22 protein-coding genes are annotated in these 22,448 nt (G+C 73.0%); 11 read left to right on the top strand and 11 right to left on the bottom strand.

The features are described from left to right. The first annotated feature begins 10 nt into the window (after positions 1-10). Genes fdrA through ACFC96_RS41870 form a run of 3 tightly spaced genes read left to right on the top strand, consistent with a single transcriptional unit; the run spans position 11 to position 3,986 of the window. Positions 11-1,624 carry an acyl-CoA synthetase FdrA gene (gene fdrA / locus ACFC96_RS41880; RefSeq protein WP_376617699.1) on the top strand — a complete coding sequence of 538 codons (1,614 nt, stop codon included), beginning with the start codon at positions 11-13 and terminating at the stop codon, positions 1,622-1,624. Next, on the top strand, positions 1,621-3,054 hold the full coding sequence (locus ACFC96_RS41875) for a DUF1116 domain-containing protein (protein WP_376617697.1): 1,434 nt from the start codon (positions 1,621-1,623) through the stop codon (positions 3,052-3,054). Before fdrA ends, ACFC96_RS41875 begins: the two co-directional genes overlap by 4 nt. A gap of 38 nt (positions 3,055-3,092) precedes the next feature. Continuing rightward, the gene (locus ACFC96_RS41870; RefSeq protein WP_376617695.1) at positions 3,093-3,986 is read left to right on the top strand and encodes a DUF2877 domain-containing protein; all 894 of its coding nucleotides are present in this window, start codon (positions 3,093-3,095) and stop codon (positions 3,984-3,986) included. Here the strand turns inward: ACFC96_RS41870 and ACFC96_RS41865 are convergent. The 5 genes from ACFC96_RS41865 to ACFC96_RS41845 all read right to left on the bottom strand — a co-directional run bounded on the left by ACFC96_RS41865 (position 3,971) and on the right by ACFC96_RS41845 (position 8,412). After that, positions 3,971-4,465, bottom strand: a complete 495-nt coding sequence (locus ACFC96_RS41865; protein WP_376617693.1) for a levansucrase — start codon at positions 4,463-4,465, stop codon at positions 3,971-3,973. The genes ACFC96_RS41870 and ACFC96_RS41865 overlap by 16 nt on opposite strands. A gap of 63 nt (positions 4,466-4,528) precedes the next feature. Beyond that, positions 4,529-5,791 (bottom strand): ROK family protein, encoded by a 1,263-nt coding sequence (locus ACFC96_RS41860; RefSeq protein WP_376252430.1) that lies wholly within the window; start codon positions 5,789-5,791, stop codon positions 4,529-4,531. Positions 5,792-5,860: 69 nt separating this feature from the next. Next, complete coding sequence (locus ACFC96_RS41855) at positions 5,861-6,577, bottom strand: alpha-ketoglutarate-dependent dioxygenase AlkB (RefSeq protein ID WP_376252427.1); 717 nt, start codon at positions 6,575-6,577, stop codon at positions 5,861-5,863. A 59-nt stretch (positions 6,578-6,636) separates the two neighbouring features. Then, on the bottom strand, positions 6,637-7,488 hold the full coding sequence (locus ACFC96_RS41850; RefSeq protein ID WP_376252425.1) for a ketose-bisphosphate aldolase: 852 nt from the start codon (positions 7,486-7,488) through the stop codon (positions 6,637-6,639). Between the two features lie 39 nt (positions 7,489-7,527). After that, positions 7,528-8,412, bottom strand: coding sequence for an SIS domain-containing protein (locus tag ACFC96_RS41845; RefSeq protein ID WP_266567510.1), 885 nt, complete (start codon positions 8,410-8,412; stop codon positions 7,528-7,530). A gap of 179 nt (positions 8,413-8,591) precedes the next feature. Between ACFC96_RS41845 and ACFC96_RS41840 the strand changes: the two genes are divergently transcribed. The 3 genes from ACFC96_RS41840 to ACFC96_RS41830 all read left to right on the top strand — a co-directional run bounded on the left by ACFC96_RS41840 (position 8,592) and on the right by ACFC96_RS41830 (position 11,586). Then, on the top strand, positions 8,592-9,371 hold the full coding sequence (locus ACFC96_RS41840; protein WP_116500410.1) for a DeoR/GlpR family DNA-binding transcription regulator: 780 nt from the start codon (positions 8,592-8,594) through the stop codon (positions 9,369-9,371). A 194-nt stretch (positions 9,372-9,565) separates the two neighbouring features. Then, a complete protein-coding gene (locus tag ACFC96_RS41835; protein ID WP_376617691.1) occupies positions 9,566-10,783 on the top strand; it encodes an MFS transporter in 1,218 nt (405 codons plus the stop codon). 65 nt (positions 10,784-10,848) lie between these two features. After that, positions 10,849-11,586, top strand: coding sequence for a maleylpyruvate isomerase family mycothiol-dependent enzyme (locus ACFC96_RS41830; RefSeq protein WP_376617690.1), 738 nt, complete (start codon positions 10,849-10,851; stop codon positions 11,584-11,586). A 31-nt stretch (positions 11,587-11,617) separates the two neighbouring features. On the opposite strand, the gene ACFC96_RS41825 is transcribed toward ACFC96_RS41830, so the two are convergent. Beyond that, positions 11,618-12,022: a MarR family winged helix-turn-helix transcriptional regulator gene (locus tag ACFC96_RS41825; RefSeq protein WP_376252417.1), complete on the bottom strand. Its 405-nt coding sequence runs from the start codon at positions 12,020-12,022 to the stop codon at positions 11,618-11,620. A gap of 87 nt (positions 12,023-12,109) precedes the next feature. Here ACFC96_RS41825 and ACFC96_RS41820 point away from each other — a divergent pair, with 87 nt between their 5' ends. Beyond that, complete coding sequence (locus ACFC96_RS41820) at positions 12,110-13,636, top strand: MFS transporter (RefSeq protein WP_376617688.1); 1,527 nt, start codon at positions 12,110-12,112, stop codon at positions 13,634-13,636. A gap of 112 nt (positions 13,637-13,748) precedes the next feature. Here the strand turns inward: ACFC96_RS41820 and ACFC96_RS41815 are convergent, their stop codons facing one another. The 3 genes from ACFC96_RS41815 to ACFC96_RS41805 all read right to left on the bottom strand — a co-directional run bounded on the left by ACFC96_RS41815 (position 13,749) and on the right by ACFC96_RS41805 (position 16,572). Then, on the bottom strand, positions 13,749-14,414 hold the full coding sequence (locus ACFC96_RS41815) for a response regulator (RefSeq protein ID WP_376617687.1): 666 nt from the start codon (positions 14,412-14,414) through the stop codon (positions 13,749-13,751). Further along, the gene (locus tag ACFC96_RS41810; RefSeq protein ID WP_376617685.1) at positions 14,411-15,703 is read right to left on the bottom strand and encodes a sensor histidine kinase; all 1,293 of its coding nucleotides are present in this window, start codon (positions 15,701-15,703) and stop codon (positions 14,411-14,413) included. Before ACFC96_RS41810 ends, ACFC96_RS41815 begins: the two co-directional genes overlap by 4 nt. A 143-nt stretch (positions 15,704-15,846) precedes the next feature. Continuing rightward, positions 15,847-16,572 carry a TetR/AcrR family transcriptional regulator gene (locus tag ACFC96_RS41805; RefSeq protein WP_376617683.1) on the bottom strand — a complete coding sequence of 242 codons (726 nt, stop codon included), beginning with the start codon at positions 16,570-16,572 and terminating at the stop codon, positions 15,847-15,849. Between the two features lie 265 nt (positions 16,573-16,837). Between ACFC96_RS41805 and ACFC96_RS41800 the strand changes: the two genes are divergently transcribed. Further along, complete coding sequence (locus ACFC96_RS41800; protein ID WP_376252404.1) at positions 16,838-17,320, top strand: nitroreductase family deazaflavin-dependent oxidoreductase; 483 nt, start codon at positions 16,838-16,840, stop codon at positions 17,318-17,320. On the opposite strand, the gene ACFC96_RS41795 is transcribed toward ACFC96_RS41800, so the two are convergent. Next, the gene (locus ACFC96_RS41795) at positions 17,304-18,608 is read right to left on the bottom strand and encodes a geranylgeranyl reductase family protein (protein WP_376252401.1); all 1,305 of its coding nucleotides are present in this window, start codon (positions 18,606-18,608) and stop codon (positions 17,304-17,306) included. The two genes, ACFC96_RS41800 and ACFC96_RS41795, sit on opposite strands and share 17 nt — an antisense overlap. Positions 18,609-18,819: 211 nt before the next feature. Between ACFC96_RS41795 and ACFC96_RS41790 the strand changes: the two genes are divergently transcribed. Then, positions 18,820-20,178, top strand: coding sequence for a dipeptidase (locus tag ACFC96_RS41790; RefSeq protein WP_376617681.1), 1,359 nt, complete (start codon positions 18,820-18,822; stop codon positions 20,176-20,178). Positions 20,179-20,271: 93 nt separating this feature from the next. Further along, positions 20,272-21,009, top strand: a complete 738-nt coding sequence (locus ACFC96_RS41785) for an MBL fold metallo-hydrolase (RefSeq protein ID WP_376617679.1) — start codon at positions 20,272-20,274, stop codon at positions 21,007-21,009. Here the strand turns inward: ACFC96_RS41785 and ACFC96_RS41780 are convergent, their stop codons facing one another. Next, complete coding sequence (locus tag ACFC96_RS41780) at positions 21,010-22,065, bottom strand: NUDIX domain-containing protein (RefSeq protein ID WP_376252393.1); 1,056 nt, start codon at positions 22,063-22,065, stop codon at positions 21,010-21,012. Positions 22,066-22,213: 148 nt separating this feature from the next. On the opposite strand from ACFC96_RS41780, the gene ACFC96_RS41775 reads away from it, so the two are divergent. Next, positions 22,214-22,444: a hypothetical protein gene (locus tag ACFC96_RS41775; protein ID WP_376252390.1), complete on the top strand. Its 231-nt coding sequence runs from the start codon at positions 22,214-22,216 to the stop codon at positions 22,442-22,444. The last annotated feature ends 4 nt before the right edge of the window (positions 22,445-22,448 follow it).

Raw genomic sequence — 22,448 nt, 5'->3', positions numbered from 1 at the left:
AGTCGGACCCATGGTGCTGCGAAACGCCGTGCACAAGGACCTCTACGCCGACTCCGTCGCCCTCATGAGGGTCGCCGCCCGCCTGGCGGAACCGCCGGGCGTCGAAACCATCAGCCTCGTGATGGGGACACCCGCCAACCGCGACGTCCTCGCGCGGTCGGGACTTCTGACCACCCCGGGCCACGACGCCGGACCCAACGACCTGCTCGTCGCCGTCCGCGGCGAACCCGACGCGGTGGACACCGCCCTCAGCCTGGTCGTCGACGCCCTGTCCGGTCCCGGCGAGGGCCCGGGCGAAGGACCAAAGGCCGGTGCGGACGCCGGGCCCCCGGTGCGCTCGCTCGTCGGCGCCCCCGCCGGCGCGAGCCTCGCGCTGATCTCCACCCCCGGACCGTACGCGGCCGCCGAGGCCCTCAAGGCGCTGCGCCTGGGCATGCACGCCTTCGTCTTCAGCGATCACGTGCCGATCGAGCAGGAGCTGCTCCTGAAGCGCGAGGCCGCCCGCCGCGGCCTGCTCGTCATGGGCCCGGACTGCGGTACCGCCGTCATCGGCGGCATCCCCCTCGGCTTCGCCAACGAGGTGCGGGCGGGCTGCGTCGGCCTGGTCGGGGCCTCCGGTACGGGACTGCAACAGGTGTCGAGTCTGCTGCACTCCATGGGCTCGGGGGTCAGCCACGTGATCGGCACGGGCAGCCGCGACGTGAGCGCGGAAGTGGGCGGGCTGACGATGCGGGCCGGGCTCGACGCCCTGGCCGCCGATCCCGCCACGGAGGTCGTCGTCCTCGTGTCCAAGCCGCCCGCACCACACGTGGCCGAGCACCTGCTGCGGCACGCGAGCGCGTCGGGGAAACCAGTGGTGGCCTGCTTCCTCGGCACGGACGGGACCGCCCCGGCCCCGGCCGGGGTGACGCTCGCGCCCACCCTCCTGGAGGCAGCGCGGTCCGCGGCCTCCCTTGCCGTCGGCGGAGCACCGCCGCCGTGCGAAGAGCTGCCCAAGCTGCCCGCCCCCGCTCCGCCGCGCCGCCTGCTGCGGGCCCTGTACGCGGGTGGCACCTTCGCCCATGAGGCGGCCCAGCTCCTCGGCCCGGCGCTCGGTGACCTCAGCCGCACCGCTCCCCCGCCGGTGCCGGGCGCCGCCCCGCGCCTGCCGGACCGGCATCTCGTACTCGACCTGGGCGACGACGAGTTCACCGCCGGACGTCCTCACCCGATGATCGACCCCACAGTCCGCACCGAGTACCTGCGGGCGGCCCTCGCGGACCCGCGGACCGCCGCGGTCGTCCTCGACGTAGTCATCGGACACGGCGCGGCGCCGAATCCGGCAGCGGCTCTCGCCGGGGCACTGGCCGAGGCTCCTGTCGACGGGCCTCCGGTGATCGCATTCGTCGTGGGCACCGACGACGACCCGCAGAGGCTCGGCGCACAGCGGCGGATCCTGTGCGACGCGGGTGCGCACGTCGTCGACAGCAGCACGACCGCCGCGCGGATGTGTGCGGAACTCCTCGCCCCCGGTGGTGACTTGATGTCCACCCCGGCCGCCCCTGAATCCGCTTCCGCCCCCGTCTCCGTCTCTGCTTCTGCCTCCCCCTCCCCCTCTGCCTCCCGGATCGGAGAGACCGCATGACCGCACAGGTCGCGCCCGCGCAGGGCCTCCTGACCGGCGTACCGCACGTCGTGAACGTCGGTGTCGACGCGTTCGCCGGGCCACCACGGGCCGCGGGCGCGACGGTGACGGCGATCGACTGGCGCCCTCCGGCCCACGGCGATCCGGAACTGGGCGCCGGGCTCGCCCGCCTGGTCGCGCACCCTGCCGTCGAGGCGGCCAACGCCGAGGCGCTGGAGCGGATACTCGGCGTCGTACCTCTGTGGACCGACGTCCGCCCGGCCGGGGAACTCATCCCCGAACTGGCCCAGGAGAGGCTCCTGTTGCACGCCGGACCGCCGATCGAGTGGCGGCGCATGTGCGGCCCGATGCGGGCCGCCGTCGTCGGCGCCGCGCTCCTGGAGGGCTGGGCGACGACGGCACCGGACGCGGAAGCACTCGCCGACGCGGGAGCCATCCGCTTCGCCCCCTGCCATCACCACGACGCGGTCGGCCCGATGGCGGGCGTCATCTCCGCGTCCATGCCCCTGCTCGTCGTGGAGGACGAGGCCACGGGCCTGCGGGCGTACTCCAACCTCAACGAAGGGCAGGGCCGCTGCCTGCGCTACGGCGCGCTCGGCGACGACGTGATGAAGCGGCTGCGCTGGATGGGAGAGCGCCTCGGCCCAGCGCTGCGGGCGGCGATCGGCTCGCTGGCCGAGCCGGTGAACCTGCGGTCGGTCACCGCGCAGGCCCTGCAGATGGGCGACGAGTGCCACAGCCGCAACACCGCCGCGAGCGCCCTGCTCACCCGCGAGCTCTCCGCCGCGCTCGCCCGGCACGCGGAACTCGGCGGGACCGAGGCGCTGGACTTCCTGCGCGACAACAACTACTGGTTCCTCAACTTCTCGATGGCCGCGAGCAAGTTGGCGCTGCTGGCCGGGCACGGCGTGCCGCACTCCACGGTCGTCACCGCCTTCGCGCGCAACGGTGTCGACGTCGGCATCCGCGTCAGCGGCCTCGGCGACGCCTGGTTCACGGCGCCCGCCGCTCCCGTGGACGGCCTCTACTTCGCCGGATACGGGCCCGCCGACGCCAACCCGGACATCGGCGACAGCGCCATCACCGAGATGCACGGCCTCGGCGGATTCGCACTGGCCGCCGCCCCGGCGATCGTCGGCTTCGTGGGGGGCACCCCCGAAGGGGCCCGCCGCGTCAGCCAGGAGATGGCGACGCTCACCGTCGGCCGGCACCGCGACTACCGCCTCCCCGGCCTCGACTTCGTGGGCAGCCCCGTCGGCCTCGACATCCGCAAGGTCGTCGACACGGGCCTCGAACCCGTCATCACCACGGGCATCGCCCACCGCGAACCGGGCATCGGCCAGATCGGCGCCGGCCTCACCCATGCCCCGATGCGCTGCTTCACGGACGCGCTGAGCGCCTTCCCCGTGCCCCCGGAGCCCGGGGAGTGACGGGCACGGCGGCCGACCGGGGTGCCGCACGGGCTGGGGTGACCCGCCCTGCGCACGTACACCCGGGCACCGTCGGTCACGTACACCACGGCCCCCTCAGTCACCCGCGCCTCGGCACCATCAGCACGGCCGTCGCCCCGCTGCTGCACGGTCCGCCCCGGCCGGCCCGCGTCGTCGCCGCCACCCGCCACGCGGTCCATCTCGCCACCGGCGACCGGGAGTTGCCCGCGCTCACCGTGGTGACCCGGGACGCGATCCTCCTGCCGAACGCGCTCGTCCTGCCCTTCTCGTCGGCGGACCGGCCGTTGGACCTGCGCCCACCGTGGGCCGGCTTCGGCGCGGGCTACGTAGTCATCGGGACCGTTCGCTTCGAGCCGGAGGCGTCCTGGACACCGCCCCGTGTCCAGGACGCCTTCTCCCCACCGGGCCCCGCGCGCCTCAGGCGGGTGACGGCGCTGCTCGACGCGTCGGCGCAACCCCTGCCGCCCCCGCTGGCGCCCCGCCTGACCGACCTGCGCCACGCCCTGCACACCGATGACGCGGGCGAAGTCCGGCGGGCCGCCCGCGCGCTGGTCGGCCTCGGCCCGGGGCTCACCCCGTCCGGTGACGACATCCTGTGCGGCGCGCTGCTGGCGAGCCGAGCGTGGGGAGGCCCTCTCGCGCACCTCTCGGAGGCGGTCGCGGACGCGACCCTGCGCACACCGCTGCTGTCGGCGGCACTCCTGCGGCACGCGGCGCGCGGCGAATGCGTGCCGCAGGCACACGCGTTCCTGCGGGCGCTGAGCGGGGACGGCGCCCTGGAACCCGCGCTACGCGAACTGCTCGCCGTCGGACACCACTCGGGAGGCGATCTGGCGCGGGGGGTGCTCTCGGTGGGCCTCTACGGAGCGGGCGCGACGCCCGGTGACCGTGACGGCTACCCGTTGAAGTAGCGGTTGCCCTTGTCGATGAGATGGGAGGCGTAGACGCGGCCGATGGCCGGCTTGCCGCGGTAGAAGCCGACGTAGCGCTGCGCGCTGTCCACGACGACGGGGCGCGCGAAGCAGGCGAACCGGTTGCGCTGCTGCTGTTCGGCCCAGGCCATGGCGGCCGGGTCGACGCGCTCGCTGACGAGGACGGGGAAGGCCGCGACGCCGGTCTGCAGGCCGACCGGGAGGCCGCCCTTGTTCTTCTTCGCGTACGTCAGGACCTGCGAGGTGAACACGTCGACGCTCTGCGCAGTGATCTCGGGCACGGCGGCGGCGACGGTGAACAGGTGCAGGTTGGTGCCCATCCAGCGCATCCGGAAGTCGGCCCGCCGCCCCACGAGGACGGGCACACCGGACCAGTCCTCCCAGCGCGTCGCGCAGCCGTCCGCCTGGAGGCGGCTCTCCACCGAGGCCAGGTAGTTCCGGGCCGATTCACCGATCATGGCGGTGATTGTGCATGGTCAAGCCCCCGTAGTGCCAGCCGGGGTGCGACGGATTCCGGCGCGTCAGGCGAGACCCAGCGCCGAGAGCGGGTCGTCGAGGACCGGCTGCCACGCCAACTCGGCTGCTCCGACGAGGCTGTTGTGGTCGAGGGTGCACGCCAGGATGGGGACGCCCCCGCTGCGGCCCCACAGGCTGCGGTCCGCGACGACGGCCCGCAGACGGTCCGGATCCGCGTCGAGGAGCGCCCGGTGCAGGCCGCCCAGGATGATGCGGTCGGGGTTGAGGATGTTCACCAGGCCCGCGAGGCCGAGTCCGAGACGGTCGATCAGTGCCTCGGTGGCCATCCGTACCTTCGGATCGTCGAGGCTGCCGGCGATCAGGTCGCGGGCCTGCTGGAGCAGGGAGCCGTCGGGGCCCGGTTCGCGGCCCGCCGCGTCGAGCAGGGCCAGCGGGTCGGTCTCCACGTCGAGGCAGCCGCGGCTGCCGCAGTAGCAGGGCCGGCCCTCGGGGTTCACGGTGAGGTGCCCGACCTCCAGGGCGAGGCCCGAACTGCCGGTGTGCAGACGCCCGTCGAGGACGAGCGCGCCGCCGACGCCGCGGTGGCCGGTGGCGACGCACAGCAGGTCGCGCGCGCCGCGGCCCGCGCCGTGCCGGTGCTCGGCGAGGGCGGCGAGGTTGACGTCGTTGGCGGCGAACGCCGGCCGCCCGATGCCCGCCTCGCGTACGCGCTCGGCGAAGATCTCGCGGACGGGCGAGCCCGCGGGCCAGGCGAGGTGGAGCGGGTTGAGGGCGGTGCCGTCGGGCTCGGCCACCGCCGACGGCACGGCGAGGCCCGCTCCCACGCAGTGGCGGCCCGTCTCGCGCAGGAGTTGGGCACCGGCCTCCACGACCGAGCCGAGTACCTGCGCCGGGTCCGGGTCGATGATCTCGCAGCCGGGAGTGGTCGCGACGATGCGGCCGCCGAGACCTACCAGGGCCGCGCGGTAGCCGTCCGCGTGCACCTGCGCGGCGAGCGCCACGGGGCCGTCCTCGGCGACGGACAACCGGTGCGAGGGACGCCCCTGCGAGCCCGCTGCGGCGCTCGGCTTCGCGTCGATCCGGATGAGCCCGAGCGCCTCCAGCTCGGCGGCGACCGCGCCCGCGGTGGCCCGGGTCACCCCCAGTTCGGCGGTGAGGACGGCGCGGGTCGGCGCGCGGCCGGTGTGCACGAGTTCGAGGGCCGGGCCGAGAGCACCACGGCCCCGCTCGAGACGGGGCGCACGCGCGGAACCCTCCGCCTCGCCCGCCGTCTGCCCGCCGGCCCCGGAGGCCGCCTTGCCACGCATCAGCAACTCCTCGCCCTGATCACCGTGTCGCATCGTATCCGGTGAACGCCGCAGCCCCTGCGGGTGAACTCACCCCTGTGGGGAGGGCGCGGAGGGTGGTCCGGTGAGTCCGGTGACGCGCATCGTGAGGTTCAGGCGGCCCCGGGAGAGCCCGGTGGCCGGGTCGCCGGTGCCGGGGTACACCTTCGGCACCCCGTGGAAGGCGAGCCGCGCCGGCCCGCCGAAGACCAGCAGGTCCCCGGAGACCAGCTCCACGTCCTCGTACGGTCTGCCGCGGTTCTCGGTGTTGCCCAGCCGGAAGACGCAGGTGTCGCCGACGCTGAGCGAGACGACGGGCTCCCGGGCGCGCTCGTCCTTGTCCTGGTGCATGCCCATGGTGGCGGCGCCGTCGTAGAAGTTGATCAGTGCCGTGTCGGGGTCGTAGCCGTCACCGGCCGCTTCGTCCTCGTACGCGTCGACGAGCGCGCGTCTGCCCAACTCCCTCAGCCAGTCGGGGAAGCGGGCCACCCGCGCGCCGTTCACATCGGAGGCCGTACGTGTGTAGCGGTAGGGCTGCCAGTGCCATCCGACGCACACGGTCCGGACGGACATCACGCCGCCGCCCGGCAGCCGTGTGTGGCGCATCGGCACGGGCCCGGCGGCCCAGCCGCGGCAGGCTTCGACGAGTGCGCGCTGGGCCTCGGCGTCGAGCCAGCCGGGCACGTGCACGGCGCCGGGGGTGATCTCCCTGCGCTCCCGGTGCACCGGGAAGAGCGGGGGCGCGTGCGGTTCGTGCCGGCCGGCCATGGCTCCATTGTCCCCGGTACGAGGTGTCTTCCGCGTACCGGGGCGGGAGCGGGGACGGGTCAGCGGCGCATCACCTCGACCAGCTGCGTCACCGTGCGGGCCATCGCCTCGCGGCCCACGCTCAGGTACTTGCGGGAGTCGACGGCGTCGGGATGTGCGGCAAGGAACTCCCGGATGGCCGCCGTCATCGCTATGTTCAGGGCGGTGCCGACGTTCACCTTGGCGATGCCGCCCCGGACGGCTTGCGAGAGTTCGTCGTCACCGACACCGGAGGAACCGTGCAGGACCAGCGGTACGTCGAGGCCCTCCGAGAGCTGCTTGAGGAGGTCGTGGTCGAGCGTCGCGGTGCGGGTGGTCATGGCGTGCGAGGAGCCGATCGCGACGGCGAGGGCGTCGACGCCCGAGTCCGCCACGTAGGCGCGGGCCTCACCGGGGTCCGTGCGGGCGCCCGGCGCATGGGCGTCGAGCGGCGCGGAACCGTCCTTGCCGCCGACCTCCCCCAGCTCGGCCTCGACCCAGAGGCCGTTGGCGTGGCCCCAGTCGGCGGCCGCGCGGGTGGCCGCGAGGTTCTCGTCGTAGGGGAGCCGGGCCGCGTCGTACATCACCGAGCTGAACCCGGCGTCCGCGGCCTGGCGCAGCAGCTCGTCGCTCTGGACGTGGTCCAGGTGGAGCGCCACGGGCACCGAGGACGCCTCCGCGGTGGCGGCCGCGGCCCTGGCGAGGGGCAGCAGACGCCCGTAGCGGTACCGTACGGCGTTCTCGCTGATCTGGAGGATCACCGGCGCGTTCGCCGCTTCGGCGCCCGCCACGACGGCCTCGATGTGCTCCAGGGTGATGACGTTGAACGCGGCCACCGCGGTACGCGCCGCGGTGGCCTCGGCGACGAGCGCGCCGGTTGCTGCGAGGGGCACAGCCCCTCCTTTCGGAAGGCTCGGAAGCTCGGTCGACGGTCAGCCGGCGGTGAGGATCACCGAGCGGGTGAGGTGGCGCGGCTGGTCGGGGTCGAGTCCGCGGGCGGCCGCGACGGCCACGGCGAGGCGCTGCGCGCGCACGAGTTCGGCGAGCGGGTCGAGGCCGCCCTCGACCCAGAGCGCGCCGGTGCCGGCCACCTGCTCGGCGAGCCCCTCGGGCGCCGTGCCGATCATCCAGGTGGCGGTGCCCGCGGTGGTGACGCTGATGGGGCCGTGGCGGTACTCCATCGCGGGGTACGCCTCGGTCCACGACAGGGACGCCTCGCGCATCTTCAGGGCGGCCTCGTTCGCGAGGCCGACGGTCCAGCCGCGTCCCAGGAAGCTGAACTGGCCGCACTCCACGAGGCCTTCGGGCAGCGGCGTCTCCAGCGCGGTGCGCGCGTCGGCGACGGCCTGCTCGGTGTGCAGGCCGAGGTGGGCGCGCAGGAGCGTGAGCGCCGTCGTCGCGAAGCGGGTCTGGACGACGGACCGCTCGTCGGCGAAGTCCAGGACGATCACGTCGTCGGCGGCGGAGACGATCGGTGTGTTCGGGTCGCCGATGACGGCGGTGGTCCGGATGCGGCCCTTGACCGCGGCCAGCAGCTCGACGACCTCGGTCGTCGTGCCGGAGCGGGACAGCGCGATGAGACGGTCGTACGGGCGTCCGGCCGGGAACTCCGAGGCCGCGAACGCGTCGGTCTCGCCCTGCCCGGACTGCTCGCGCAGCGCGGCGAAGGCCTGCGCCATGAACCACGAGGTGCCGCAGCCCACGATCGCGACGCGCTCCCCCGGCGCGGGCAGCTTGGCGGCCTCGCCCGCGGCCAGGCCCGCCGCGCGCGTCCAGCACTCCGGCTGGCTGTTCAGCTCGTTCTCGACATGGCTCATGCCGTGCCCACTCCCTGATGTGTCGTGTCCGTGGGCCGGTCGAACACGTCGCATGCGTCGCGCTCGACCGGCCCCGCCGAGCGTATGCTCGTTCCTGCAAGAATTCGATACCTTTCGAGCATAACCAAGCATCAGGTAGTGCGCTAGGGTCACCGGAGAACGACGATTGGAGGCCGCGGATGTCCCGCGACGCCCGCTGGAAGTCCCTGCTGGAACTGCTCGTGGAGCGGGGGCGTCTGGATGTCGAGGAGGCGGCGGCCGACCTGGGAGTGTCCGCGGCCACGATCCGGCGCGACTTCGACCAGCTCGCCGAGCAGCAGATGCTCGTACGCACCCGGGGCGGCGCCGTCGTCCACGGCGTCTCCTACGAGCTGCCCCTGCGCTACAAGACCGCGCGCAACGCCTCCGAGAAGGAACGGATCGCCAAGGCAGTCGCCGAGTTGATCGCGCCGGGCGAGGCGGTCGGGCTGACCGGCGGCACGACGACGACCGAGGTGGCGCGCGCACTCGCGGTCCGCCCCGACCTCGCCTCCGGCTCCCCGGCCCTCACGATCGTCACCAACGCGCTGAACATCGCCAACGAGCTCGCCGTGCGGCCCCAGTTCAAGATCGTGGTGACGGGCGGAGTCGCACGGCCGCAGTCGTACGAGCTCATCGGCCCGCTCGCGGACGGCGTGCTGAGCCAGATCACGATCGACACGGCCGTGCTCGGCGTCGTCGGCATCGACGTCGCGCACGGCGCGGCGGCGCACGACGAGGCGGAGGCGGCCATCAACCGGCTGCTGTGCGAGCGGGCGGAGCGCGTCGTCGTCGCTGCGGACTCCAGCAAGCTGGGGCAGCGCGCCTTCGCCCGCATCTGCTCGACGGAGCGGATCGGCACCCTGGTCACCGACAGCGCCGTGGACGCGGCGACGGTGGAGCGCTTCGAGGAGGCGGGGGTCAAGGTCCTCGCGGTGTGACACCCCGAGCCACACCTACGGCTTGCATGGCGGCGGCCCCTCCCGGACGGGTGGGGCCGCCGCCGTTTCCGTGCACCCGTCGGGCACTTCCCTGCGCCTGCCCGGCATTTCCCCGCGTCCGCCCGTCGGATGTCGCGGCCGTCACGCCTCGAACCGTCTTGTCCCCGGCCGGGGTGGCGCCCTACCCTGACTTTGTGCCGACACTAAACAAACTCCGGACCGTCAAGGACGACAGCCCGCGGACCCCCTCCCTCACCCGCCTGCGGATCGCGCTCACGATCTTCTTCGCGCTCGACGGCTTCATCTTCGCGGGATGGGTCGTGCGCATCCCCGCCGTGAAGGAGCAGACCGGCGCTTCGGCGAGCACGCTCGGGCTCGCCCTCCTCGGCGTCTCCGCGGGGGCCGTCATCACGATGATGCTCACGGGGCGCCTGTGCAGGCGCTTCGGCAGCCATCCGGTGACCGTGGTCAGCGGTGTGCTCCTGGCGCTGAGCGTCGCGCTGCCCCCGCTCACCCACTCGGCGCTCACCCTCGGCCTGGTCCTGCTCGTGTTCGGCGCCGCCTACGGCGGGATCAACGTGGCGATGAACAGCGCCGCGGTCGACCTCGTCGCCGCCCTGCGCCGCCCCGTCATGCCGAGCTTCCACGCGGCGTTCAGCCTCGGCGGCATGCTCGGCGCCGGGCTCGGCGGCCTGGTCGCGGGCCACGTCTCCCCCACCCGGCACCTGCTCGCCCTCACCGTCGTCGGCCTGCTCGTCACGGCCGCCGTCGGCCCCACACTCCTGCGCCACGACGCCCCCGCCACCCCGGACGACCGAGGCCGTACACGGAACGAGCCCGCGTCGGTGTCCGGGCGGCCCGCAGGGCGCGTGCGCGGGCTCGTCCTCGTCTTCGGCCTCATCGCCCTGTGCACCGCGTACGGGGAGGGCGCGCTCGCGGACTGGGGCGCCCTGCACCTGGAGGAGGACCTGCACGCCCACCCCGGGGTGGCCGCGGCAGGCTACTCCTGCTTCGCCCTGGCCATGACCATCGGCCGGATCAGCGGGACGGCGCTGCTCGAACGCCTCGGCAGGACACGCACGCTGGTGTTCGGCGGCGCCACCGGCGCGGCCGGCATGCTGCTCGGCTCACTCGCCCCCACCGTGTGGCTGGCACTCCTCGGCTTCGCCGTCACAGGTCTCGGCCTCGCCAACATCTTCCCCGTGGCGGTCGAACGTGCGGGCTCCCTGGCAGGGCCGACCGGCGTCGCCGCCGCGTCCACGCTCGGCTACGGCGGCATGCTCCTCGGACCGCCGATGATCGGCTTCATGGCGGACTGGTTCTCGCTCCCCGCCGCACTCACCAGCGTGGCCGCCCTCGCCGGCGTCGCCGCCCTGATCGGCTTCGCGACCCGGCGTGCGGCCGTCTCCTGACCCGCACACGACGAGCATCCCGCAAGGACGCATCCGAGCCAGGTCCCATCGGGCAGACTCCCGCCATGGAGACTGCGGAACACATAGAGACGCTCGACGAGGAGGGCCGCCTCCTCGCCCGCGCCGCCGAGACGGCGGGCACCGACGCCAAGGTGCCGACCTGTCCGGGCTGGGCCGTCCGGGACCTGCTGCGCCACGTGGGCATGGTGCATCGCTGGGCCACGGCGTTCGTCGCCGAGGAGCGTACGTCGTACCACCCCGACGGCGGCCTGCCGGATCTGGACGGCGCCGAGCTCGTCGCCTGGTTCCGTGAGGGCCACGGCCGGCTCGTCGAGACACTGGCCGGCGCCCGGCCCGACGTGGAGTGCTGGACGTTCCTGCCCGCGCCGTCGCCGCTGGCGTTCTGGGCGCGGCGGCAGGCGCACGAGACGACCGTCCACCGGGTGGACGCGGAGTCCGCGCTGACCGGGTCGCCCGGTGTCATCCCGGCACAGTTCGCGGTCGACGGCATCGAGGAACTGCTCCTCGGCTTCCACGCACGCGGCCGGAGCAAGGTGCGGTCGGACATCCCGCGCCTGCTGCGCGTACGGGCCACCGACGCCGATCGGTCGTGGACCGTACGGATCTCGCAGGAGCCGCCGGTCACCGAGCGGGACGGGGCGGGCGAGGCCGACTGCGAGCTGTCGGGTCCCGCGGCGCGGCTCTATCTGTCGCTGTGGAACCGACTGCCGTTCCCGAGCCTCACCGGCGACGTCTCGCTGGCCGCGCTGTGGCGGGAACGGTCGGGGGTCACCTGGAGCTGACGCCGGGGACGGACCGGGCCACCTGGGGCGATCAGCCCTGCGCTCGATCGGCGAGCATCCGCCCCAGTACCGCGCGCTGCAAGGGCCGGACCTCCGCGTGCAGGTCACGGCCCTTCCGCGTGAGGCAGACCCGTACGCCGCGGCGGTCCTCGGGACACATGCCGCGTTCCAGCAGGCCGTCCTTCTCCAGGCGGCCGATCAGGCGCGACAGGGCGCTCTGGCTGAGATGGACCTGAGCGGCGATCTCCTGTACGCGGAAGGAGGAACTGCCGTCCTCCGCCGCGCCGTCGGCCAGGACGTCGAGCACCTCGAAGTCGCTGGCCCCCAGGCCGTGCTGATGCAGCTCACGATCGAGCTCGCACATGGTGCGCGCATGCACCGCGAGGATGTCCCGCCACTGATCCACGAGGCCGGGCTCGGCCCTTTTCGCCGCCATGACCGCACCGTAGCAGAAAAGACGGGCATTGTTGCATCGGAATTAAATGCACTTGCAGTCAATGCATGCGCATGTAGTGTGCTCCGCATGACCTCTCCGCTCGCCAACACTTCTGCGTCTCAGGAGCGTTGGTCCCCCCGTCTGTGGGGCACCCTGCTCGTCCTCTGCGCCGCGATGTTCCTCGACGCACTCGATGTGTCGATGGTCGGAGTCGCCCTGCCGTCCATCGGCTCGGAGCTCGACCTGTCGACGTCGACGCTGCAATGGATCGTCAGCGGCTACATCCTCGGCTACGGCGGCCTGCTGCTGCTCGGCGGTCGCGCGGCCGACCTGCTCGGCCGGCGCCGGGTGTTCCTGATCGCCCTCGGCGTCTTCGCCCTCGCGTCCCTGCTCGGCGGACTCGTCGACTCCGGGCCGCTCCTGATCGCCAGCCGCTTCATCAAGGGCCTCAGCGCCGCGTTCACCGCACCGGCCGGCCTGTCCATCATCACCACGACGTTCGCCGAGGGCCCGCTGCGCAACCGCGCGCTCTCCATCTACACGACCTGCGCCGCCACCGGCTTCTCCATGGGCCTCGTCCTGTCCGGCCTGCTCACGGAGGCCAGCTGGCGCCTGACCATGCTGCTGCCCGCGCCGATCGCCGTGATCGCGCTGCTCATCGGCATCAAGCTCATCCCGCACAGCGAACGCGAGAAGAACCACCGCGGCTACGACATCCCCGGCGCCATCACCGGCACCGCGTCGATGCTCCTCCTCGTGTTCACCGTCGTCCAGGCGCCGGAGGCGGGCTGGGCCTCGGCCCGCACCCTGCTGTCCTTCCTGGCCGTCGCCGTGCTGCTCGCGGTCTTCGTCTCCATCGAGCGCCGCTCGCCCGGCCCCCTGATCCGCCTCGGAGTGCTGCGCTCCGGCTCACAGATCAGGGCGCAGCTCGGCGCGATGGCGTTCTTCGGCTCGTACGTCGGCTTCCAGTTCCTGGTCACCCTGTACATGCAGTCGCTGCTCGGCTGGTCCGCGCTGCACACCGCGCTGGCGTTCCTGCCGGCCGGCGCCCTCGTGGCGCTCTCCTCGACCAAGGTCGGCGCGATCGTCGACCGGTTCGGCACCCCGCGCCTCATCGCGCTCGGCTTCACCTTCATGGTGATCGGCTACGCGCTGTTCCTGCGCATCAACCTCGACCCGGTCTACGCCTCCGTCATCCTGCCGACGATGCTCCTGATCGGCGCGGCCTGCGCCCTGGTGTTCCCCTCGCTCAACATCCAGGCCACGAACGGCGTCCACGACGACGAGCAGGGCATGGTCTCGGGCCTGCTCAACACCTCCGTGCAGGTCGGCGGAGCCATCTTCCTCGCCGTCGTGACGGCCGTCGTCACCGCGAACTCCGGCGAGGGCTCGTCCCCGCAGGCCGTCCTCGACAGCTTCCGGCCCGGTCTCGTCGTCGTCACCGCGATCGCGCTGGCCGGCCTGCTGATCACCCTCACCGGGCTGCGGGCACGGCGCGCGCAGAGCACGGTCCTGATCGCGAAGTCGGTACCCGAGGAGGAGCCGGCGCGGGAGGAGGCCACGCCGGAGGAGGCGGACGCCGCGCGCGCGGAGCGCGTCGCGGTCCACGACTGACCCGCGGGTCCTCGACCCGTCCTCACACGCTCGACCCGACCGAGGACGGGTGCGCCCGGCCGGCAGTCCCCTGCCCGCCGGGCGCACCCGTGTGTCAGCGGCGCGTGTCCGCTCAGCCGAGCCAGCCGGGCCGCACGAGCCCCGACTCGTAGGCGAGAACGACCAGTTGGGCGCGGTCACGCGCGCCGAGCTTCACCATCGTGCGGCTCACGTGCGTCTTCGCGGTGAGCGGACTGACGACGAGACGGCGGGCGATCTCCTCGTTCGACAGGCCGATGCCGACCAGTGCCATCACCTCACGCTCGCGCTCGGTGAGCTGCCCGAGCGACTCGGCGGCCGCGGGCTCCTTGGAGCGCGCCGCGAACTCGGCGATCAGTCGGCGGGTCACCCCCGGCGAGAGCAGCGCGTCCCCGTGCACCACCGCTCGCACGGCGCGCAGCAGTTCCTCGGGCTCCGTGTCCTTGACGAGGAACCCGCAGGCTCCGGCGCGGATCGCCTCGAAGACGTACTCGTCCAGTTCGAAGGTGGTCAGCATGACCACCTTCACGGCCTCCAGCGCGGCGTCGTCGCTGATGCGGCGGGTCGCGGCGAGCCCGTCGAGGACCGGCATCCGGATGTCCATCAGGACGACGTCGGGCCGCAGTTCGCGCACGAGGCGCAGCGCCTCGTCGCCGTCGGAGGCCTCCCCCGCGATCTCGATGTCGCTCTGCGCGTCGAGCAGCGCCCGGAAGCCGGCGCGGACGAGCGACTGGTCGTCGGCGAGCAGTACGCGGATCAACGGTTCTCCTCCGTCGGCGTGAACGGCAGTTCGGCGAGCACGCGGAAGCCGCCGTCGGGCCGCGGCCCCGCTTCGATGGTGCCACCGAGCGCGGCGGCCCGCTCACGCATTCCCGCAAGGCCGTTCCCACTGCCGCCGGCCGCCTCATGGCTGGCCGGCCCGTCGTCGTCGATGCGCAGGGACAGCGCGGTCCCCGTGTACCGCACCTCTACGCGCGCGTTGCGCGACTCCGAATGCCGTACGACGTTGGTGAGCGCCTCCTGCACGATGCGGAACGCGGCGAGGTCGGCCCCGGGCGGCAGCCCGGAGCGGGATCCTTCCGTGGCGATGTCGACGGTGAGGCCCGCGCTCGCGGCCTGCTCCACGAGTTCCGGGAGCCGGTCGAGGCCCGGGGCGGGGGCGCGCGGAGCGTCGCCCGGGGTCCGCAGGGTGTCGAGGACCTGACGGACCTCACCCAATGCCTCCTTGCTCGCGGACTTGATGGTGGTGAGGGCGGCGCGGGCCTGCTCGGGGTCGGAGTCGAGCAGCGCCAGACCCACGCCCGCCTGGACGTTGATGACCGAGATGGAGTGCGCGAGCACGTCGTGCAGCTCCCGCGCGATCCGCAGGCGCTCCTCGTCCGCGCGCCGCCCGGCGGCCTTCTCCCGCTCGGCGCGCTCCTTCGCCCACTGCTCGCGGCGCGTTCTGACCAGCTCGGAGAAGGCGACGATCGCCAGGACCCACGCGGCGATGAAAGCCTCCTGGCCCCACGACGCGGCGTCGTCCCCCGACGGCGGCAGATACGCGTACAGCCAGTGCGCCACGAGGACATGCCCCACCCAGAACATGCCGACCGCCGCCCACGCGGCTCTGCGGTGCCCCGCGACGATCGCGGCGTAACAGCCGACGGCCACGGTGATGAAGACCGGCCCGTACGCGTACCCCGCGCCGAGGTAGAGCGTCGCGCAGGCCGCCGTGCCGAAGGCCACGAGGACCGGGTACCGCTGACGCCACAGCAGGAGGACGCCGGCCGCGAGCAGCAGCACGCGGCCGAACACGTCGAGGTCGGCCCGGTCGGTCTGGGCGTGCGCCGCGAAGGTCGAGCCGACGAGGACGAACGCGGTGATCAGGACGGTGGACCGCCAGGGCCGGCCCGGCCCCGGTCCCGAGGCTCCCCACCAGGGCGGCCCGTGGCGACCGCGCCGGGCAGCTCCGGCCGCCGTCCAGGGCGGCCCGTAGCGCCTGAGGTGCGGCGGGCCCGCCCAGTCCCGGGGCGGGCCGTCGGCCTCGCGTACGTGCTGCTCGTCCATGACCGCAACGCTAGACGCCGCACGTCGTCACGGGCGTCAGCCGGGCGTGGTGACCACATCTACTCCCCGGGGAGTACGCGACGGAGTCGGGGCGGCTCGTGCCACGTCCGGGGCAGCGACTGTCGCTCCCGGGCTCAGGCATGTCATGCGCGGGGCAGCACCAGGCCGACGCCGTGGGCGAGCTGGGTCGCGGCGTGCGTGAAGAAGGTGGATCGGTCCTCCACGACCCGGTTGAACTGGCCGAACAGCTCGAAGCCGATCAGCCCGAACAGCTGCGCCCACGCGGCGACGAGGGCGGCCACCACCGCGGGCGGCAGGTCGGGGGCGAGGTCCGCGCCGAGCCGCTCGGCCTCGGGCCGCAGCTCCTCGGAGAGCGGCGGCTCCGCGATCCCGCGGCCTTGATAGGCGTCGCGGACGATGCCGACGAACAGCAGCCCGACCCGCGACGCGGCCGGGACGGTCGTCATCGGCGCGGTGTATCCGGGGACGGGCGAGCCGAAGATGAGCGCGTACTCGTGCGGGTGGGCGAGTGCCCAGGCGCGGACGGCCTCGCCGACGGTGACCCAGCGGCGCACCGGCGCGATCGCCCCCGCGCCGCTCTTCGCCGCCTCCTCGAGCAGGGCGGCATCCGCCCGCTCGGCCGCCTCGCCGACGGAGTCGTACGCGTCGATGATGAGCGCCGTCAGGAGGTCGTCGCGGCTGGGGAAGTAGCGGTAGAGCGCCGAGGAGACCATGCCCAGCTCGCGGGCGACGGCGCGCAGGGACAGCTTGGCGGCGCCCTCGGCCGCGAGCTGTCTGCGGGCCTCGTCCTTGATGGCGGCGGTGACTTCTTCCCGTGCCCTGGCCCTGGCTCCTCGTGCGGTGCTCATACGGGCAGTGTCCCACGCATGAGGAGCAGTGCACACGTTCCGGATCGATGCACGCGTTATGGATCGGTGCACTCATCTGGAAGCAGTGCACTCAACGGTGAGCGGCGCACCGGGCCGCGGCGAGCAGAAAAGAGAGCACTGCTCTTGCTTTGGATCACCGATCTCGTGCACACTGATCTCAAGCGAGAGCAGTGCTCTCCCTCGCTGAGACCGAGACCGGCTCCGGCGCCGAACGCAGCGCGCCACCCACTCCCAGGAGATCCCCATGACCGCGAACGCCCAGTCCGGCCCGTCCTCCTCCCCCAGCCCGTACTACCTGAAGGGCAGTCGCCTCAACGTCCGGTTGAACGGCGTGATCGGCTGGCTCGCGCGGCACGGCGTCAGCCTGATGGGATCCGCCGAACTCTCCGTGCGCGGCCGCAAGAGCGGCCAGATGCAGCGCATCCCGGTCAACCCGCACACACACGGGGACGCGCAGTACATCGTCTCGGCCCGCGGTCACTCCCAGTGGGTGCGCAACATGCGCGTCGCCGGGACCGGCGAGCTGCGCGTCGGGCGCAAGGTCCGCACGTTCACCGCGACCGAGGTGCCCGACAGCGACAAGCTGCCGATCCTGCGCAGCTACCTGGAGAAGTGGGGCTGGGAGGTCAACCAGTACTTCCAGGGCATCACCGCCAAGTCGACCGACGAGGAGCTGACCGCGGCCGCTCCGGACCACCCGGTCTTCCTCATCACGATCGAGAAGTAGCCTCCGGATCGTCGACCGATGGCGCGGCCGAGGACGCGGCCGCTGCGGCCGGCCGGTCCATACGGCTCAGCACGCGACCCGCGATCGGATACGTCCTGACGATCTCGCCAAGCGTCGTCGATCCGCGGGTGATGCGGGCGAACGCCTTCCACGCGGGCCGGAACCCGGTGATCGCCGCATGCAGCACCCCGGGCCTGCGCTCGAAGACCGTCAGCATCCGCTTGCCGACGCTCATCTCGACACCGAGGCCCGCCTTGACCGCGAACGCGTAGTTCAGAGCCTGCCGGCGCGCGTCCACCGCGTCGTGCGCCTCGGAGACGCGGACAGCCCACTCCCCCGCGAGACGACCGGAGCGCAGCGCGAACGAGATGCCCTCGCGGGTCCACGGTTCGAGAAGTCCGGCCGCGTCACCGCAGACGAGGACGCGACCGCGCGAGAGCGGCGAGTCGTCGGCGCGGCAGCGCGTCAGATGGCCGGAGGAGACCGACGGTTCGAAGCCGGCGAGGCCGAGCCGGGCGATGAAGTCCTCCAAGTACCGCTTCGTGGCGGCGCCCTCGCCTCGCGCCGAGATCACTCCGACGGTCAGGGTGTCCCCCTTGGGGAAGACCCAGCCGTAACTCCCGGGCATCGGGCCCCAGTCGATGAGGACGCGGCCCTTCCAGTCCTCGGCGACCGTCTCGGGCACGGGGATCTCGGCCTCGAGGCCGAGGTCGACCTGGTCGAGCTTCACCCCGACATGAGCCCCTATGCGGCTGGCGCTGCCGTCCGCCCCGACGACGGCGCGGGCCAGGATCGTTTCGCCGCCCTGGAGGATCACGGCGACCGTGCGGCGGTCGGGCACGGCCGAGCCGTGCTGCTCGACCCGCGAGACCGTCGCCCCCGTGCGCAGTTCGGCGCCCGCCTTCTGGGCGTGCTCGACGAGCTGGTGGTCGAAGTCGGCGCGGTTCACGAGCCCGAAGAGCATGTGCCGGGAGCGCCGGGTGCGGGAGAACTTCCCGTCGAGCGAGAACGTCACCGCATCGATCCGGTCCCGGAACGGCAGCTCGAACCCCGGGGGCAGCGCATCCCTGGAGGGGCCGATGATGCCTCCGCCGCATGTCTTGTACCGGGGCAGTTCCGCCTTCTCCAGAAGGAGGACGCTGCGCCCGGCGACCGCTGCCGCGTAGGCGGCGGAGGCGCCCGCGGGACCGGCGCCCACGACGACGACGTCCCACACCTGCCCGCCGCCACCGGCGTCCGCCGCGTGCTCGCCCGTTCCGTTGCCGCCCGCCGAGTTCTCGCTGCTCACGATGGTCTACTGCTCCCGATCCAGCCGCCTGCCGCACCTTTCCCAGGCATCCTACGGCGGTGGCCTGCCGACCCCTTGTGGGAGGATCGGCGCTGCATGCCCTGTGCACGAAACGCTCACGCACACCAGCCGACGGCGGACCCGCACGGACGCGTGCGAAAGCCGCATACGTATACACACGTGCAACGTCGCACCTACGAGGAGCGTTCCCATGTCACCGAATCCGATCGCCGAGACCGTCGCCTCGCTCATGCCCGGGGCCCGGATCGAGCTCGCCGAACTGGTGGCGTTCAAGTCGGTGGCGGACTTCGACCAGTTCCCCAAGAGCGAGAGCGAGGGCGCCGCGAACTGGGTGGCGGACGCGCTGCGCGCCGAGGGCTTCCAGGACGTCGCGCTGCTCGACACCCCGGACGGGACCCAGTCGGTCTACGGCTTCCTGCCGGGCCCCGAGGGCGCGCCGACCGTTCTCCTGTACGCGCACTACGACGTGCAGCCGCCGCTCGACGAGTCGGCGTGGGTCACACCGCCGTTCGAGCTGACGGAGCGCGAGGACGGCCGCTGGTACGGGCGCGGCGCCGCGGACTGCAAGGGCGGGGTCCTGATGCACCTGCTCGCGGTACGGGCGCTCAAGGCCAACGGCGGCGTCCCGGTGAACGTCAAGGTGATCGCCGAGGGTTCCGAGGAGCAGGGCACAGGCGGTCTCGAGCGGTACGCCGAGCAGCACCCGGAGCTGCTGAAGGCGGACACGATCGTCATCGGCGACGCGGGCAACTTCCGGGTCGGCCTGCCGACGGCCACGTCGACGCTGCGCGGCATGACGCTCGTCCGGGTCCGCGTCGACACGCTCGGCGGCAACCTGCACTCGGGGCAGTTCGGCGGCGCGGCCCCGGACGCGCTCGCGGCCCTGGTGCGGATCCTCGACTCGCTGCGCGCGGAGGACGGCTCGACGACGGTCGACGGTCTCGCGGCCGACGCCGCGTGGGACGGCCTCCAGTACGACGAGGGCCAGTTCCGCAAGGACGCCAAGGTCATCGACGGGGTCGAGCTGATCGGTTCGGGCACGGTCGCCGACCGCATCTGGGCCCGCCCCGCCGTCACCGTCCTCGGCATCGACTGCCCGCCGGTGGTCGGCGCGACGCCGTCCGTACAGGCCGGGGCGCGCGCCCTGATCAGCCTGCGGGTGCCGCCGGGCACGGACGCCGCGGAGGCGACGAAGCTCCTCGTCGCGCACATCGAGTCGCACACCCCGTGGGGCGCCCGCGTCCAGATCGAACAGATCGGGCAGGGCCAGGCGTTCCGCGCGAACACCGGCAGCCCGGCGTACGCGGCGATGGCGGAGGCGATGAGCGCCGCGTACGACGGCCAGGAGATGCAGTACGCGGGCCAGGGCGGCTCGATCCCGCTGTGCAACACGCTGGCGTCGCTGTACCCGGAGGCGGAGATCCTGCTGATCGGCCTGAGCGAGCCCGAGGCGCAGATCCACGCGGTGAACGAGAGCGTGTCGCCGCAGGAGCTGGAGCGCCTCTCGGTCGCCGAGGCGCTGTTCCTCCAGAACTACGCCGCGATCTGAGCCGCGCAGTCCTCGCCTTCGCCCCGGGCGGAACTCTTCTGCCCGGGGCGTAGCCATGTCCCCCGGACGGCCGCCGGTCCCTACGGTCGGCGCATGAGTGTCTACGCCATCACCGATGTGATCGAGGTCGTTCCCCGCCTGCACCTGTTGCGCTTCCCGGTGGGGCAGGCCTATCTGTGGGACGACGGGGACGAGTTGACGCTGGTCGACGCGGGGGCCGCCGGCGCCGGGGCGGCGATCGCCGACGCCGTACGGGCGCTGGGCAGGCATCCGCGCGAGGTGCGCCGGATCGTCCTGACACACTTCCACGAGGACCACGCGGGCGGCGCGGGCGAGTTCGCGGCGCTCAGTGGGGCCCAGGTGTGGGCGCACCGGCTCGACGCGCCGTTCGTACGCGGCGAACGTCCGGGCCCCGAGCCGGAGTTCGAGGGCTGGGAGCGCCCGCTGCACGCCGAGGCGCTGAAGCTGCTCCCGACTCCTCCGGCGGACCCTGTACTGCCGCGTGAGATAAGGGAGTTGGCGGGCGGTGAAGTGCTCGACTTCGGCGGTGGCGCCCACGTCGTCGCGGTACCCGGTCACACGGACGGCAGCATCGCGCTCCATCTGCCCGACCACGGTGTGCTGTTCACGGGCGACGCCGTGGCCGCGTCCCCGCTGGACGGGCAGGTCATGCTGGGCGTGTTCAATCTCGACCGCCGCCGGTCCGTCGAGTCCTTCCGTACCCTGGCCTCGCTCGACTCCGACGTGGCGTGCTTCGGGCACGGCGACCCCGTGACGAGCGGGTCGGCGGCGGTCCTGCGCGCGGTGGCCGGGCGCCTGGACGCCGCATAGTCACCCGGTACGGCGTCGTCCCACCGGCACCCCGGCCTCCAGGTAGAGGGCGGCGCCGCGCTCGCGCGCTCGCAGCGCCCAGCGCAGGCGCTCGTACCGTACGGGCGGCAGGAGTCCGGCGGCCTCCTGCTCGGTGACGAACCGCCAGCCGCGCAGCTCCTGGCTCGGAAGGATCATGCGGCGGGCCGCCGCGCCGCCGAGGCGCCCGCCGTCGAAGAGCAGCCGCAGGCCGCCGTGCGCGGGTGGTGCGGGCGCCTCCCAGTCGATCACGAGCAGGCCGGGCAGCTCGGGGAGCTGGATCCCGGTCTCCTCGGCGACCTCCCGTACGCCGGCCCTCGCGGGGGCTTCCCCGGGTTCCACGACACCGCCGGGGAACTCCCAGCCGGCCTTGTACGTGGGGTCGACGAGCAGGACGCGGTCGTCCTCGTCGAAGAGCAGTACGCCCGCGGCGACGGTCTCCCCGGTGGGCGCGGGTGTCTGCACGATGTCGCAGGGCTCGACGGCACCGGTGCGCACGGCCTCGGCGATGCGGACGGCCGCTTCGTACACATTCAGTGCGCTGGTGTCGACGGGGTGCGCGTCGGCGGTGAGCCAGGTGGCCAGCGCCGCCCGGTAGGCCTCGATGTGGTCATAGGGCCACTGCCGGCCGCTGATCTCGCCGTCGGGTGTCTCGGGCGGTGTCTCGCGGCGGGCTGTTCGCTCGCGCAGGATCGTTTCGGCCGGAGCGAGGAGCACATGGCGTACGGGGATCCTGCGGGCGGCGAGACCGCCGAAGATCTCGTCGCGGTACTCCTGCCTGAGCAGGGTCGCCGGGACGACGAGAACGCCGCCCACCTCGGCGAGCAGCGCGGCCGCCGTGTCGACGACGAGCCGCCGCCAGATCCGCAGGTCCTGGATGTCGGACACCTCGGCCAGCTGCTTGGCGGGCAGCAGCCGCGCCAGTTCCCCGCCGATCACGTCGGGGTCGAAGAGCGTGCTGTTCGGGATCAGCTCGATCAGTTCCCGTGCGGTGGTGGACTTCCCCGCACCGAAAGCACCGTTGATCCAGACGATCACGGTTCCCCCTCCTCCGTCGGCCCCCTGAGGCTTGCCCGCAACAGCGTGCGGCGGAAACCAGCACCTGATGGGGGCGCGCCTCGCGTACGCCTCGCGCACGTCACCGAGGTCCGCGAACGAGCCGCGAGGGCCGCTTAGGATCCGCTCCGTGGACCTTCCCGAAGAGTTGATTCGCATGCAGCACGACGCCGACGACAAGGGCCGCACCCTGGAGCACCTCGATGACGGGGAGCGTCAGGCGCAGCGGGATGCCTGGTTCGAGGCGGCGGCCAAGGTCGAGGCCGCGGTCACGGCGTACGCGCAGGATCAGGGCCTGAACCGGCACGACGTGGAGAAGACCCTGCGCCAGGCCGCCCGCCGGCCGCACTCCCAGAGCTGACTCC

Source organism: Streptomyces sp. NPDC055955, from assembly GCF_042270245.1.
Classification (GTDB): Bacteria; Actinomycetota; Actinomycetes; order Streptomycetales; family Streptomycetaceae; genus Streptomyces.
Note: the sequence above shows the minus strand (reverse complement) of the source record. Positions and strands in the feature narration are given on the sequence as shown.

Coding starts and splice junctions, on each gene's coding strand:
- fdrA (WP_376617699.1), top strand. CDS start 11: ATGGTGCTGCGAAACGCCGTGCACAAGGACCTCTACGCCGACTCCGTC.
- ACFC96_RS41875 (WP_376617697.1), top strand. CDS start 1,621: ATGACCGCACAGGTCGCGCCCGCGCAGGGCCTCCTGACCGGCGTACCG.
- ACFC96_RS41865 (WP_376617693.1), bottom strand. CDS start 4,465: ATGATCGGTGAATCGGCCCGGAACTACCTGGCCTCGGTGGAGAGCCGC.
- ACFC96_RS41860 (WP_376252430.1), bottom strand. CDS start 5,791: ATGCGTGGCAAGGCGGCCTCCGGGGCCGGCGGGCAGACGGCGGGCGAG.
- ACFC96_RS41855 (WP_376252427.1), bottom strand. CDS start 6,577: ATGGCCGGCCGGCACGAACCGCACGCGCCCCCGCTCTTCCCGGTGCAC.
- ACFC96_RS41845 (WP_266567510.1), bottom strand. CDS start 8,412: ATGAGCCATGTCGAGAACGAGCTGAACAGCCAGCCGGAGTGCTGGACG.
- ACFC96_RS41840 (WP_116500410.1), top strand. CDS start 8,592: ATGTCCCGCGACGCCCGCTGGAAGTCCCTGCTGGAACTGCTCGTGGAG.
- ACFC96_RS41830 (WP_376617690.1), top strand. CDS start 10,849: ATGGAGACTGCGGAACACATAGAGACGCTCGACGAGGAGGGCCGCCTC.
- ACFC96_RS41825 (WP_376252417.1), bottom strand. CDS start 12,022: ATGGCGGCGAAAAGGGCCGAGCCCGGCCTCGTGGATCAGTGGCGGGAC.
- ACFC96_RS41820 (WP_376617688.1), top strand. CDS start 12,110: ATGACCTCTCCGCTCGCCAACACTTCTGCGTCTCAGGAGCGTTGGTCC.
- ACFC96_RS41810 (WP_376617685.1), bottom strand. CDS start 15,703: ATGGACGAGCAGCACGTACGCGAGGCCGACGGCCCGCCCCGGGACTGG.
- ACFC96_RS41805 (WP_376617683.1), bottom strand. CDS start 16,572: ATGAGCACCGCACGAGGAGCCAGGGCCAGGGCACGGGAAGAAGTCACC.
- ACFC96_RS41800 (WP_376252404.1), top strand. CDS start 16,838: ATGACCGCGAACGCCCAGTCCGGCCCGTCCTCCTCCCCCAGCCCGTAC.
- ACFC96_RS41790 (WP_376617681.1), top strand. CDS start 18,820: ATGTCACCGAATCCGATCGCCGAGACCGTCGCCTCGCTCATGCCCGGG.
- ACFC96_RS41785 (WP_376617679.1), top strand. CDS start 20,272: ATGAGTGTCTACGCCATCACCGATGTGATCGAGGTCGTTCCCCGCCTG.